The sequence below is a fragment of the Rickettsiella endosymbiont of Rhagonycha lignosa genome (assembly GCF_964031165.1).
Taxonomy (GTDB): Bacteria; Pseudomonadota; Gammaproteobacteria; order Diplorickettsiales; family Diplorickettsiaceae; genus Aquirickettsiella.
This window is the reverse complement of sequence record NZ_OZ035011.1, coordinates 328,978-343,986: the sequence shown is the minus strand read 5'-3', so window position 1 is coordinate 343,986 and position 15,009 is coordinate 328,978. Positions and strand designations below refer to the sequence as shown.

At 36.2% G+C, this 15,009-nt stretch carries 12 protein-coding genes; 5 read left to right on the top strand and 7 right to left on the bottom strand.

Going from position 1 to position 15,009, the window contains the following annotated elements:
* Positions 1-39: 39 nt before the first annotated feature.
* On the top strand, positions 40-318 hold the full coding sequence (locus AAHI99_RS01555; RefSeq protein WP_342227933.1) for an oxidative damage protection protein: 279 nt from the start codon (positions 40-42) through the stop codon (positions 316-318).
* 38 nt (positions 319-356) lie between these two features.
* Entirely contained in the window at positions 357-1,184 is an 828-nt protein-coding gene (locus AAHI99_RS01550; protein ID WP_342227932.1) for a purine-nucleoside phosphorylase, read from the top strand.
* A gap of 141 nt (positions 1,185-1,325) precedes the next feature.
* Here the strand turns inward: AAHI99_RS01550 and AAHI99_RS01545 are convergent, their stop codons facing one another.
* The 4 genes from AAHI99_RS01545 to AAHI99_RS01530 form a co-directional block, all read right to left on the bottom strand.
* Positions 1,326-2,078 (bottom strand): SDR family oxidoreductase, encoded by a 753-nt coding sequence (locus tag AAHI99_RS01545; protein WP_342227931.1) that lies wholly within the window; start codon positions 2,076-2,078, stop codon positions 1,326-1,328.
* A complete protein-coding gene (locus AAHI99_RS01540; protein WP_342227930.1) occupies positions 2,075-2,893 on the bottom strand; it encodes a ScpA family protein in 819 nt (272 codons plus the stop codon). Before AAHI99_RS01540 ends, AAHI99_RS01545 begins: the two co-directional genes overlap by 4 nt.
* Positions 2,894-2,909: 16 nt before the next feature.
* Positions 2,910-3,548 carry a site-2 protease family protein gene (locus AAHI99_RS01535; protein ID WP_342227929.1) on the bottom strand — a complete coding sequence of 213 codons (639 nt, stop codon included), beginning with the start codon at positions 3,546-3,548 and terminating at the stop codon, positions 2,910-2,912.
* A gap of 241 nt (positions 3,549-3,789) precedes the next feature.
* Complete coding sequence (locus AAHI99_RS01530; RefSeq protein WP_342227928.1) at positions 3,790-6,345, bottom strand: hypothetical protein; 2,556 nt, start codon at positions 6,343-6,345, stop codon at positions 3,790-3,792.
* A 648-nt stretch (positions 6,346-6,993) separates the two neighbouring features.
* Between AAHI99_RS01530 and AAHI99_RS01525 the strand changes: the two genes are divergently transcribed.
* The 3 genes from AAHI99_RS01525 (at position 6,994) to clpA (ending at position 12,939) form a co-directional block, all read left to right on the top strand.
* On the top strand, positions 6,994-8,907 hold the full coding sequence (locus AAHI99_RS01525) for a hypothetical protein (RefSeq protein ID WP_342227927.1): 1,914 nt from the start codon (positions 6,994-6,996) through the stop codon (positions 8,905-8,907).
* 120 nt (positions 8,908-9,027) lie between these two features.
* The gene (gene icd, locus AAHI99_RS01520) at positions 9,028-10,320 is read left to right on the top strand and encodes an NADP-dependent isocitrate dehydrogenase (protein WP_342227926.1); all 1,293 of its coding nucleotides are present in this window, start codon (positions 9,028-9,030) and stop codon (positions 10,318-10,320) included.
* A 309-nt stretch (positions 10,321-10,629) separates the two neighbouring features.
* Positions 10,630-12,939 carry an ATP-dependent Clp protease ATP-binding subunit ClpA gene (clpA, locus tag AAHI99_RS01515; RefSeq protein WP_342227925.1) on the top strand — a complete coding sequence of 770 codons (2,310 nt, stop codon included), beginning with the start codon at positions 10,630-10,632 and terminating at the stop codon, positions 12,937-12,939.
* Here clpA and infA read toward each other — a convergent pair.
* The 3 genes from infA to AAHI99_RS01500 all read right to left on the bottom strand — a co-directional run bounded on the left by infA (position 12,932) and on the right by AAHI99_RS01500 (position 14,944).
* Entirely contained in the window at positions 12,932-13,180 is a 249-nt protein-coding gene (gene infA / locus AAHI99_RS01510; RefSeq protein WP_339050938.1) for a translation initiation factor IF-1, read from the bottom strand. The two genes, clpA and infA, sit on opposite strands and share 8 nt — an antisense overlap.
* 430 nt (positions 13,181-13,610) lie before the next feature.
* The gene (locus AAHI99_RS01505; RefSeq protein ID WP_342227924.1) at positions 13,611-13,976 is read right to left on the bottom strand and encodes a hypothetical protein; all 366 of its coding nucleotides are present in this window, start codon (positions 13,974-13,976) and stop codon (positions 13,611-13,613) included.
* A gap of 203 nt (positions 13,977-14,179) precedes the next feature.
* Entirely contained in the window at positions 14,180-14,944 is a 765-nt protein-coding gene (locus tag AAHI99_RS01500) for an exodeoxyribonuclease III (RefSeq protein WP_342227923.1), read from the bottom strand.
* Positions 14,945-15,009 lie beyond the last annotated feature (65 nt).

The window sequence follows — 15,009 nt, the reverse complement described above, 5'->3', positions numbered from 1 at the left end:
GCGCCAACACCGACAAAAATTCAAATACGAAGAGTATTTATGAGCCGAACTATCTATTGTATTAAGTTACACGCCCAAGCAGAAGGACTTGATTATCTCCCTTATCCTGGAGAATTAGGTCAACGTATCTATCAATCCATTAGTAAACCTGCTTGGCAACAATGGGTAAACCATCAGACTATGCTCATCAATGAATATCGTTTAAGTACATTTGAGCCGCAAGCGCGCGAATTTTTAAAAAAAGAAATGGAAAAGTTTTTATTTGGATCGGATGAAACAGCAAGTACACCTCCCCCAGGATATAGTGATCCGCATTAAAGTCATATAAAAAACTATTCTCACTAAAAAGGTAATTTATGACAACAAATGTTTCTCCACAGCAACTTGCCCAATCTATTTTAGAACGTCGAACTGATTTCCAACCTAAGATTGGAATTGTTTTAGGGTCTGGGTTAGCGAATATTGCTGATAAACTTACCGACAGCATCTCCATACCCTACGCTGAACTCCCGGGTTTTCCAGTGAGCAGTGTCATTGGACATCACGGAAAAATGATACTTGGCTATCTCAACAAAATACCTGTGGTATGTTGCCAAGGGCGTGTTCATCTTTATGAAGGAATGCAAGGTAAAGACTTTAAAATATTTATCCGCACCTTAAAATGCTTGGGCTGCCATACTTTAATAATGACCAATGCGGTTGGGTCCTTAAATAAAAATGTTAAATCAGGTCAATTGGTTTTAATTTCAGACCATATTAATTTCCATCCGATGAATCCTCTTACTGGAACTAATGATGAAGAATTTGGCCCACGTTTCTTCCCAATGGATGATGCTTATGATCCAGATACTCGGCACATCTTTCAACAAACTGCAAAAAAACTGTCTATTCCTTTAAACGAGGGAATTTATATCAGTGTTTTAGGACCTAATTTTGAAACTCCAGCAGAAATACGCGCTTTTCAAAAATTAGGTGCTGATGTAGTAGGAATGTCGACCATTCCTGAGGTGATAGTCGCCAGACATTGCGGCTTAAAAGTAGCTGTAATATCGGTAGTAACCAATTTAGCCGCTGGGCTAAGTAATGAGCCAATTACCCACGAAGGAACGGTACATTTTGCAGCTAAAGCGAGCGACAATCTAAGCCGATTACTTGAATCCGCTGTCGTACAAATCGCTAAATAATATATTTGCAAAGAGTATACTCACAGTAATGGGATTTTTGACAAGGCGACGCGAAAATAAGCAACCGGAGTGTATGCAATATACATGAGGATTGCGAATTGAGCGGCAACACAGTCAAAAATTCAAGTGCGAAGAGTATTTTTACTGAATAGTATAGCCGCCATCGACATTAACTAATGCACCCGTCATAAAAGAAGCGGCTTCACTGCATAAGAAACTAACCACTTGCGCCACCTCCTCAGATTTTCCCACGCGTCGCAAGGGTAATTTTTCTGCGACCTGATCTCGAATTGATGACACACTTAAGCCATTTTTTTGCTGAAATTGTTCTAAAACAGCTTGGTACATCGGCGTATCGATCGTGCCGGGACAAACACAATTAACGCGGATTCCATATTGTGCATAATCTAGTGCGGTACTTTTAGCTAATTGAGCAATAGCGGCTTTGCTAGCTCCATAAATCGCACATTGTTCTTTGGCAATAAACGCTTGATCCGAAGCCATTAAAACGATCGATCCAAATCTTTGTTGTTTCATGCTAGGTAATACTTGCTGCAAACAATAAATCGTACCTAATAAATTGGTTGCAAAAACTTTTTGCATCGCTTCATAAGAACTTTCTTCGATATTGGCGAATAAATGTATACCGGCATTACAAAAAAGATAATCAATCGTTGGATTTTTCTGAAGAATGGTATAAAAAGCCGACTTAACCTGCTTAGCATTCGAAACATCACATTCTAAATAATGAATCGACAATGATGAATCATCTATCAGCTTTTTTTTATCGAGTATGTAAACGTTCGCTCCTGCACGACTAAATAACGTAACTGTTGCCGCGCCTATTCCTGATGCTCCGCCTGTTATTATTATTGTTTTATTTTGAAACATCATACCCCTCGCACTTCAATCTCTGCAAAAGGCTGGGTTTGTGAAAGTTCAATTAAGGATTGTCGCCATAATTCTAATAAAGCCATAAAAGTCACTACAACCCCCATGCGACCTTCTTCACATTTAAACAACTCCGTAAACTTAATAGTGGTTTGAATTGTCATTTTCTGCAAAATTTGCGACATCCGATCCTTAATCGACAACGGTTCTTCAGTAATGGCATGATGTTTCTTTAAAGCAGCTCTAGCTAAAACCGCTTGGAAAGCCTCTACCAATTCCTCTAAAGCTAAGAGCGGGACTTGTCTAGGGTTTTCTGCCGAGGCAAGTGGCAGGCCTGCTTCAGCCATCGCTAAAAAAACATCCCGGCCTAAACGTGGCAATTCTTCTAGTCTTTGTGCGGCTTGTTTAGTCCGTTCATACTCCTGTAAACGCCGAATGAGCTCAGCACGCGGATCCATTTCATCATCATTGGTTGGTGTTTCAGCAGGCTTAGGTAAAAGTAATCGTGATTTAATTTCAGTCAATATGGCCGCCATGACCAAATATTCTGCAGCTAATTCAATTTCCAATACCTGCATCAATTCAATATATTGCATATATTGACGTGTTATTTCGGCAACCGGAATATCTAAAATATCAAAATTTTGCTTTTTTATTAGATATAAAAGTAAATCTAAAGGCCCTGTAAACGCCTCTAAAAGTACTTCTAGGGCTTGGGGTGGGATATATAGATCACTAGGCAACTGAATCAACGGTTGGCCACGTACAGTGGCAATAGGCGCATCGGCCAATGTTGTAGCAAGATTGTGTTCTGTCATAGCGCCAGTGTAATCGTTATAAACCAAAAAATCTAAAGAAAACCGATAATAATCCTTGTAATAGCGGCCCTAAGACCCTGCCTAAAATACCACTGGCTAATAACAGCACTAAAATAAGAAAACCATACACCTCTAATTTATTGAACTGATAAGCCATTTTCGGTGACAAAAAACTCGCCACCACACGACTGCCATCGAGAGGCGGGATTGGAATCAGATTTAATAACATTAATACCAAATTTATTGTCACGCCAATCTGGGCCATATAAATAATTGGGGAATTATCGAATGCCATCGCCACTTTGGCGATGCCCACCCATAAAAAGGCCATAAATAGATTCGCTAAAGGACCTGCCGCAGCCACTAAAGCCATATCACGTCGCGGATTTCTTAGATTTTGCCAAGTTATGGGCACGGGCTTAGCCCACCCAAATATAAAACCACCGAGGGAAAAAAGAATGGCGGGTACAATAATTGTACCTATAGGATCGATATGCTTCAGAGGGTTCAAGGTTAAACGACCTAATAATTTAGCCGTTGGGTCTCCGCATTTCGAAGCAACCCAACCATGTGCGGTCTCATGCACGGTAATAGCGAAGAGTAAGGGTATCACCCAGAGTATTATTTTTTGGCCTAAAGAAAAATCACCTAACATTTCTTACTCAATTAGTTCTAAATTTAAAGTATATACACATCTGTGTAGAATAGGCGAATGGGTTTTTCAAGTTTAGCGAGAAAACAAACTTTTATGCTTGATTTAAGCTGATTATTTAGCGATAACCACTTATGAATGGCTTCTTGATTTTAACGCGATTCTAGCAAAAGAACTTTACAAAGCATAATAATGACCATCGTTTTATTCAGAAATAAGCAAACAGAACTTACTTTTAAAGTTCTTATGATCTTAATTTATTCAACATATCCTGATAGAATAGGGTAGTATCGTCTGAACGTCCTTTTAAGATTCTAAAAAATTTATTCTGATTACATTTTTTAATAAGTTTATCTTTTATTTCTTGTTCCACTTTAGCCCAGCTAAAATAATTATTTTCTTCATCTAGCTCTAATTTTTTTATTTTAGAAGTAAAAAATTTAACCAGTTTAGGCTGTTTACTTGGAAAAACAGCACTATGAAAAAAGCCGTGTTTCCAATTCCTATTTAAACACTCATAGTTAAGGTTCTTCAGATTAAGTTTTTTGCGCTCATTCAAATCCAGTGTATTTTTTTCCCATTCATAAGGCTTTATAGATTTCTGTGAGGAATCATAAAAGATAATAGGTAGAACGATAGAAAATTTATTTTTAATCTCACATTGTCTTGAGATACCTAATTGACGTGCTTCTGTTGTATCCCGCCCTGCTATCACAATGGCCAATAATGCCTCTTTATTCAATTTTGCTAGTACTTCATTGGTTCGTGTTGTATTTTGAATTTTATCTTTGAATGAAATTTCATCAATTTCATTAATTGCTTGCATACAAGCACTATAACTTTTTACAGCTTCCTCATTACCTATCCAAGCATGCTGATAAGTCCCTGAATCTTTAAGGAGTCTGGCTTTAACCTTACATTTTCCTTGATGAAACAACAAACCTACCAAATTAGATGGGATATTATGGTGTGCTCCAAAAAGTTGTGTATTTTTTTTTGAAGAAATTAAGGTAGTCGATGTTTTCTTGGTATGCGTATATTCTTCCTTTGGACATCTTTTTCCTTGGTAAGGTACTATTTCCCCTGTGCAGTGGACAAACTTATAAGTTGGACAAGAAATCTGATTTGAAACAGGTTTACGCAAAAGAGCACGATAATTTAAATCTTGCAATTGTTCGATAAATAATTGCCAATCTTTTGGTTTAATTACCTTAGCTAAGGCTTCATTATTTAAAATAGTTTCCTCTACTATGGTAAAATTTGCTCTTATTTGTGCAATTGAACTCTCATTTAAAGCAGTAAGCGATCCTTCAAATAATCGATTACTACACAATAAATCACTTATTACGAATAGAATATCGGGACTATTATTTTGTCGTAAATAACGATAATGATGCCAAGATTTTACCCCTTCTCTCCAAATTTCATCTATATTAATCTCAGGATAATAAATATATTCCTTATTTATAACTTGTAAAAAAGCCGATTCTTTTTCTGTTAATTCACCTTTTTGAGTTAGATACTCATTGAATAAACTAATTAATTTTACAGATAATTTATTGTCTTTACCTTCAAAATAGTCATCAATATATCGCGTTAACAATAGATTTTTGTTAATAACAAAGTCCTGATGTTTTTTAAATAAAAAAATTTCCTTATTGGAAATAAAAATTCCAAAGGAAGTGATTACACTAACTATAAAATCTAGTATCACTCCTGTTATTGCTCCTGCTAATACAATGCCTATCACCGGGGCAGCCATCATAATAAGTAACACTATGGATAAATTTGGTTCTTCTCCCATCAACCATATAAAATAAAGACCTATACAACCTAAACCTGAAGTAATGATGAGTCCTAATAGCAACCAAGGCATAAAAACTGACCCTATTGCTATTGCCGCTATTCCTGCTATCGCTATTGAAAGAATTATCGAAGTAAAAGCAAATGTACAGAAATATATCCCAATATTTGCATTAAAAAAATGAAGCTTTTCTCTCATCTTTAAATTAACCTGCTCCATTTCGTTCATTTTTTCTATTTCTTCTAATAAAAAAAGATAGGCTTCAAAAGATTCTATTGTAAGTGGCGATTTTAAATATTCTGCTTTTTCAATAAGAGTAAATCCCTCAAATAAATTTTTAATGATTTCAATTTCTTTGGCAGGAAACTCGATGCCAAAAACTTCAGTTAAATACTGCCTAATTAAGCTTTCATCGATAATATAATCTTTATTTTGCCAGATACATGCTTGTCCAATATAAGGTTTAAAAAAATTGATTGATTTTTCTAGCATCTTTGTAGCATCATCTTCGGGAATAAATTGACATTGCTCCATTAACTGATCTAAATGATGAGAAGAACTACTCAAGCAAGCAGCTGCAAATGAAAGTGCTTTTGCCGTACGAGCCTCAATACAACCGGTATCTTTATCAAATTGCAATTCACGACAAAAAGCTTCTAATTTACCAACTTTTCTCATGGCTGTTATAGCGTTTTCAATCTGTAGAACTAAGTTTTCTAATGCAGATTGAGCGTCAACACTAGTACAGTAAGAATTTACATGGAAACTTGTGCCATAAAAGTCTCGAATAACTCCTTTTGCTTTATCGGTCTTATCCCGGTAAAGTCGAGAATCTGTTCGGTTTTCAACGACATAACCAATAAACTCTAAGTTGATCTTGATAAATTTTAGACAATTAATAACCTTAATTGCGTCTTCTTTAAAATGGGGAGAATCTGTAACATTAGCCTTTATGTTGCAAATAAAATCAGTAAAATAATTTAAAATTTTAAGCACATCTTCGCATGGCTTTCCTAATGAATCCGGATTTATTATGGAGGGAGGTACCTGCATACACTACTCTTAAGACATAAAATTATATTTTACTTTGTAAACATTAAAATCTTATTAAATACGGCTCTACGATAAAAGTTGTATAATGGGATTATTGAAAAAATAAATATCTGCAATGGCTAAACAAATGAACTTTTTTGATTCATCGGATCATTATGCAAAATTATCGTTCCAAAAGATCCCTTTGAGATTTAAAAGTCATAAATTTTAAAAATTTTCATGTCATTATCAGAGAAAGCCTTTGCTAAGAAGAAAAGGCATTCGATCTAGACTCGATGTTTAAAATATTACTTTCACAAATTTATATAGGTTATCAGATGCACAAACAAAATATCAAATTAAAAACCACTTAAATTTCTTATGACTCAACATTAGCTAAATATTTTTAACATCCTAAACTGGGGGACATTTAGCTAAAGTAAGATTGTGAACTGTAAAAATTTTATTATTCACACAAATTTATTGCTTTTTTTCTTTATTAAATAATCGTCATTCCTCAGAAAATCTCTCAATTTTTTATAGTGTGCTTAATAAATATTTAAGTTTTTATTGTTAGTATTTAATTAACTAAGCTTTAAGAAAATGGATTCCATGAAAACAAAAATAGCCAAAATAGAGCTACATTTACACAATTTCCTAGAAGCCGCTAATCGCGAATTTAACGATGCATTGAAGAGCTGGGACAATCCCCATGAGAAGAATATAAGCTTTAAAAATTGCGGACGGAAATATGTAGAGATTATGGAATTAATTGAGCATAATCGAAAAAAAAATAATATTAGCAATTTACTCGAATCTTATTATTTAGAAGCTTGGCTCGGTAACATTCAATCTCAGTTTAATGATATCCCCCAAAATCCAACAAATGAGGATGTTGTATTAAGCAATAATAAAAAGTTAAAAGAACTTACCGAATCCTTGACAGCTTTAGGGTCCGAGAATGAAAAATTTAAGCTTTGTATCGAAAAAATTACTAATAAAGATTTACGCAAAGATTTTCGCGATCTATGCAAGAGAATAGACGATTATTTACTTGCCTGGCATAAAAAATTTACATTACAGCTTAAAGCGACTTATTTTTACAATTTTGCTGAAACATTAATTAAGGAATCAGAAAATTTATCTAAAATTACTGATAAGTATGACTATGTTCATAAAAAGAATTTACTTTCTACTATTATAGCATGCTTGGAAAAGTCCTTTAAGTTTTATGTGCAATTGAATCAACAAGAAGATGCAACCTTCACAAGGCAACGCATAAAAGATATTCAAGATGAATTAGATGATTTTTCTAAAATAAAAAAACCAGCCAAGCGAAAATCTTTCGATCCCTCAGAGGCATCTAATCTTAAGAAAAAAAAGATTACTACCACAGAAAGTGTTAACAACCCGCCTCAACCATCTAATGACCTGACTAACCATGAAAGTTCAATTGGTAAAAAATCATACATCTCCCCAAGCAAAGTAAAAGTCCCAATTAATGACCTATTAAAATTAGAAGAGAAAAAATTACAGCAAACGGAAAAACACTTCAAAAACATTCTCAATAAAGCATCTATTGAGAATTCATATAGATTTTATGCCCGATTATTTTTTGATCTCAGTCAGCAACTTCAAGTTTCTTCTAAAGATAGTTCAAATCACACCTTATTAACCCAACTTTCCTGGTTAACTATCGCAAAAGAATTAACCGGCTTAACATCCAATAAAAATGCGGTTGATATTGCACAATTCGAAAATATAGATAAGAAATTAAACTTATTATTACTCTCTAACCAGAGAACTCTAAAAACAATTAGTTCACAAAAAAGAGCTGAAGCCTACCCCACCTACTCAACAGCTATTCTGGAAGCTAAGGATCTACAAAGTTTATTTATAGAAGAAACTATGGATTATTATTACGGCCTTGAAGCTTTTAATCTTGATGCTATGGCAACGAATTTTTTAAATCTCATCCCACAAATAATTAACAAACAAAATTCTTCAAATAATTTTAATAAAATTGAAGAAATAATACACAATACTGATAAACCGAATGAAAGCTTATTTTACGCAAATCTTTTGCGTGAGCTTGTTAAATTTCATATTTGCGATGAAAACGAGAAATGGCAAAAGGATACTTTTTTACCTGGAAGTAAAAATCAACTTCATAAGGAATATAAGAGAATATTAACTATTTCCAAACAGTTTGCTGAAATATCAGGTCCTGAGGGGCATATCCTTCAAGATAAAATTAATCGGCTGATTAATCATCTTGAAAAGATTATTGCTGCTGACCCAAAATATCCAACCAACGGTTTTTTTCAACAACCAAAACAAACTAGATCAGTTTCAGTCGAATTATTGAATACGACACTCCAAGAACATATCCTGTGTTTAGTGAAGCATAGAGCAGCAGCTTCCATACATTCAGAAATTATTTACAACCATTTATTACAATTTATACAAACTCACTGCCAAGAACAGCAAACCAATAATAATCATTTTAAAGTATCGCAACCATAAAAATATACTGTTAAAATTCCATTAAATTTCACGTTTTAACTCGCTCAAACGAATAAAATCCGGTAAAATTAGGATCGAACTAATATCTTATTCGATCTCAATAAAAAGCGGAGTACGCGCATGTCCTACCAACATATTCAGATTCCAAGTTCTGGCGAGAAAATAACGGTTAATCCGGATTATTCATTAAATGTACCCAACCAACCGATCATTCCTTTTATTGAAGGTGATGGTATCGGCGTGGATATCACCCCCGCAATGCGACTTGTCGTCGATGCGGCTATTAGCAACGCTTATGGCGATAAACGTCGAATTGCTTGGATGGAAATTTTTGCTGGAGAAAAAGCAACTCAGGTTTATGGATCGGATGTTTGGTTACCCGAAGAAACACTTTCTGCGGTGCGCGATTATGTAGTTTCTATCAAAGGTCCACTGACTACACCGGTAGGCGGCGGAATTCGTTCCTTAAATGTGGCATTGCGCCAACAATTGGATCTGTATGTTTGTCTGCGCCCGGTGCGCTATTTTAAAGGTGTCCCTAGCCCGGTTCGCGAACCTGAAAAAGTCAACATGGTCATTTTTAGAGAAAACTCTGAGGATATTTATGCAGGGATAGAATGGGAAGCCGATAGCAAAGAGGCCAAAAAATTAATTGCTTTCTTGCAACATGACATGAATGTTAAAAAAATTCGTTTTCCTGAACATTGCGGCATCGGTATTAAGCCAGTATCGAAAGAAGGCACACAGCGTTTAGTCAAACGCGCGATTCAATACGCAATAGATCAAGATTTGCCTTCAATAACCTTAGTACATAAAGGCAATATCATGAAATTCACCGAAGGCGCTTTTAAAGATTGGGGTTATAGCCTAGCAAAGGATCAATTTGGTGCAGAACTGCTCGATGGAGGACCGTGGATGCGCCTAAAAAATCCAAAAACAGGAAAAGAAATCATTATTAAAGATTTTATCGCTGATGCTTTTTTACAGCAAATTCTATTGCGTCCCGCTGAATATAGTGTCATTGCAACATTAAATCTGAATGGAGATTATGTTTCAGACGCTTTAGCCGCACAAGTCGGTGGGATCGGTATTGCTCCTGGCGCAAACCTCAGTGACAAAGTAGCCATGTTTGAAGCAACCCATGGCACAGCGCCTAAGTATGCAGGACAAAATAAGGTCAATCCCGGATCGCTGATCCTATCAGCAGAAATGATGTTACGCCATTTGGGTTGGAATGAAGCCGCTGATCGCATCATATCGGGCATGGAAGCAGCCATACAAGCCAAAACAGTGACGTATGATTTTGCTCGTTTAATGAACGATGCCAAAGAAGTAAGTTGCTCTGATTTTGCTCAATCTATCGTCGATCATATGTGCAATAAACAAACCTTGGCCTCTATTACAAGCTTATAAAATAAACTATTTTATAAGTCTTGACTAAATTAAGAGGAAAATTGAAATTTTCCTCTTAACACTTTCGTTTTAGTATCTTGCATTTCCTACAAAAACATCAGCAAAGCATCAAAAAAAGATACCCTACCTTGACCTGCATTTAAAAGGCTTAATTTTAAGCAAACTCGCAAATCCCTAAATTTCGACTAGGCTGAAATTAAAGGGAAATAATTTTTTCAACATGGACTACCCAGCTTGTATAACAACAGTGAAACTCGCCTTTATGCGAGAAGTCACGGATTTTTATGCGATTCGAAAAGGAGGGCTACCATGTTTAGCAAAGAGCTTGAAGTTAGTTTAAATTCAATATTTAAACAAGCCCGTGAAAAACGTTATGAATATTTAACGGTTGAACATCTATTGTTAGCGCTTTTAGATGAACCGTCTGCCGTTGCCGCATTGAAAGCGTGCGGAGCGAATTTAAATCGACTTAAAAATGAAATTAGTAATTTTATTGCGGCAACAACACCTTTGTTTCCTTCTGCTGATCCTAATCTCGATATACAACCCACACTAGGGTTTCAACGCGTTTTACAACGTGCTATTTTTCAAGTGCAATCCAGCGGGAAAACCCAAGTACATGGCGTTAACATCTTAGCTGCTATCTTCGGTGAGCAAGATAGTCAAGCTATTTATTTTTTACGTCGTGAAAATGTAACCCGCTCAGATATATCGAATTATATATCTCAAGGGCTACCTAAATTACAAGATAATTTAGAGCCAAAGTTAAATCAGTTTGTAACTGAAGAAGAAGTCACTATAGAAGGTCCTGGTAATAGTCCTTTAGAGCTTTATGCGATTAATTTAAATAGCAAAGCACGTCTTGGAAAAATTGATCCCTTGATTGGTCGCGAAGAAGAATTAGCGCGTGTTATTCAAATTCTTTGTCGCCGTCGTAAAAATAATCCTTTATTAGTGGGTGAAGCCGGTGTCGGTAAAACAGCGATTGTAGAAGGGCTCGCCAAAGCAATAATTGAAAAAAGAGTTCCCTCTGTTCTAGCTAACAGCACCATTTATTCTTTAGATCTCGGTAGTTTATTAGCTGGGACCAAATATCGTGGCGATTTTGAAAAAAGATTTAAGGCATTGTTAGCGCAACTTAAACAAGAACCTCAATCAGTTCTCTTTATTGATGAGATTCATGTCGTTATTGGCGCTGGCGCTGCCTCCGGTGGCGTGATGGATGCTTCTAACTTAATTAAACCTTTACTCACAACCGGTGAATTAAAATGTATCGGCGCAACGACTTATCAAGAATATCGTAGTATTTTTGAAAAAGATCGTGCTTTAGCCCGACGTTTCCAAAAAATCGATGTCCCTGAACCCAATTTAGAAGAAACGATTGCTATTTTACGCGGATTGCGCGATAGACTGGAAGAACACCATCACGTCAAATATCGTATGACTGCTTTACGTGCCAGCGTAGAACTTGCAGCGCGTTATTTACCGGATCGTTTCTTACCGGACAAAGCGATTGATATCGTTGACGAAGCCGGCGCTTATCAGGCCTTACGGCCCCGTCATAAAAGAAAACAAGTTATCGGTATCCATGAAATTGAAGCAATTGTAGCGAAGATGGTACGCATTCCTACACGAAATGTTTCTGCCTCAGATAAAAGTCGCTTGCGTCACTTAGAAACAAAACTTAAAGCACGCGTATTTGGCCAAGATATGGCAATTGAAAATCTTTGTGCAGCCATGAAATTGACACGCTCTGGTTTAAGAGAAACCAATAAAACTATCGGCTCTTTTCTGTTCGCAGGACCAACGGGTGTGGGCAAAACGGAAGTTACACGTCAACTTGCAGAACTTATGGGCATCGAATTACTGCGTTTTGATATGTCTGAATATATGGAAAGACATAGTGTGTCTCGTCTAATAGGGGCTCCTCCTGGTTATATTGGTTATGATCAAGGCGGTTTACTGACCGAAGCAGTGACTAAACATCCTCACGCTGTTTTATTATTGGATGAAATTGAAAAAGCACATCCAGATATTTTTAATCTTTTATTACAAGTCATGGATCATGGTAACTTAACTGATACCAATGGTAGAAAGACCGATTTTAGTCATATTATTTTGGTAATGACTAGTAATGCAGGAGCAGAACAGTTTAGTCGACAAGAAATAGGTTTTACACCCAACTTGAATCAAGCTGAAAATTCAGAGGCTATCAAACGAATATTCTCTCCTGAATTTCGCAATCGCTTGGATGCAACTATCTATTTTAATTATTTAAATGCATCTATCGTCTCGCAGGTAGTTGATAAGTATTTATTGGAGTTAGAAGCTCAACTTGAAAAGAAACATGTCACTTTAACGGTGGACAAACCTGCTCGTGTTTGGTTAGCTAAGCACGGTTATGATAGAAACATGGGGGCACGCCCGATGATGCGACTCATTCAAGAAAGGATCAAAAAACCAATCGCTGATGAACTACTCTTTGGGCGTTTGGTGCACGGCGGTCAATTGGTATTAACAAGTATCGATGATGAGTTACAATTAATAATTTCTGAAAAAAGGGGCATTATTACGCCTCCTGCACAGAATAAAAATCTAACTCAAGCACCTATTAGCTAGGCTTAGATTTATCCGGCTCGGACCCTTTACCACGAAAAATAATACGGCCCTTGCTCAGATCATAGGGTGTCATTTCAACTTTCACCTTATCGCCAGTAAGGACACGGATATAGCTTTTTCGCATACGTCCAGAAATATGGGCATTAATAACATGCCCATTTTCCAATTCCACCCTAAATAAGGTATTAGGTAAAGTCTCAACAACCGTACCTTCCATCACTATCTGATCTTCTTTGGCCATAATTTACCTAAGCTTAACTCTTTCACGCATTAATATCGGCTATGTTGCCGTAAAAGCCGTACGTTTACAATAACATTTTAATTTAACAGTTATTAATATTCAAAATTTAATATTATGAATAAAAGTAACGACCTTAAATTTTATAAAATTATCCCTCTTTATGCACCTGCATACTGAAGACTTGGTCGATCCTCCTGTTGATTAAAAGAAGCTTTAGGTACTGGTTTGAAAAGAAAAGTTAACGGCTTAGCCATCGATGAGATTCGTGTAATACCCTTAACTACTCGTTGTTCAGCGGCCTGTAATTCAAACTTACACTGTGCTAGCCATTCGCAAATCAAAAAAAACCGTAGGATAATTAAAAGTTTAAAGACGGAGAAAGATAATCCTAAAATGAGCAAATTACCGAATGGTCTAACGATTAGGCAAACTAAGTTTTGTCAAAACTACACCCTTCCTCCCCATAACGCGCCGCATAGTTTTTGTGGTGACTAACCACGACCAAACTAACCCAGTGTAATTGTACTATATTAACGATTAAGCTTAAGCGGGCATACGGGACTTGGTTAGCTTTTGTCACAAACAGTTGCAGCGCTCTACGCAGTTGCCCCGGTGAACCAATAATTTCAAAGGCTCTGTATGAATCGGTTGTATCGCTCGGTCCATAATCGGCGTAGTGAAGGCGTGCAATATCCGCGATATCTTCGTAAGTTAAGTAATGGTCATAGTCGCCTTTTTTAAAGGCTACTTCGAGTCGATTTTCAGTGGGATTAATATCAGCCGTGGGGGATAACATAAATAAAGTTCCTTTTTATTATGAAGTCAACATTTCTCCCAGAAGGGAAAATATGCGTGCTTTTATAGCATTTAATTTTCAAATTAATAGCTATTAAAAACAAATAAAATATATTTATTTAGCAAAAATAAATACTATATTCTTTTATCAGAAATCAACAAAAAAATAAATAGAGAGGGGGAAAATAAACCGGAAAAGTTGTTTCAAATAAGATAGTCAATAATTAAAGGGGCATGATCCGAAAAGCGTTGATCTTTATAAATCTCAACCGATTTAATTTTATTTTTGAGTCCTGGTGTAATAATCTGGTAATCAATCCTCCATCCGACATTATTATCCCAGGCACGTCCGCGATTTGACCACCAAGTATATTGTTCTGTCTGTTGATTTAATGCGCGAAAAGCATCTACATAACCGACAGGCCCCAACACTTGATCTAACCAGGCTCGTTCTTCTGGTAAAAAACCAGAATTTTTTTGATTGCTCCGCCAATTTTTTAAATCGATGGGTTTATGCGCAATGTTCCAATCTCCACAAATAATAAAATCTTGTTTATGTTGGAGTTGTTTTTTCAAAATAGGCAAATACTGATTTAAAAATTGAAACTTAAACTCTTGTCGTAATTCACTACTACTACCTGAAGGCATATACAAAGAAGCAATACTCAATCCAGGGAAATTGAGTTGTAGATAACGACCTTCTTTATCCGCGCACTCCCAACCTAAACCCGCCGCTATTGAATCCGGTTCAACACGACTATAAATTGCTACCCCACTATACCCTTTTTTTTCGGCATCAAAAAAATAAGCTTGGTATTCTTTGGGAAAATGCGATGCATCTAATTGGTTTTTTTGCGCTTTGGTTTCCTGTAAACAAATCACATCCGCTTTTTGATATTTTAGCCAATCAAAAAAGCCTTTCCGCGTTGCAGAACGAATGCCGTTCACATTGAAAGAAATAATACGCATATTTACTCACAGTAATTGGGGGTTTAGCAAGGCGCCGGAAAACGGAGCAACCGGAGTGTATATTA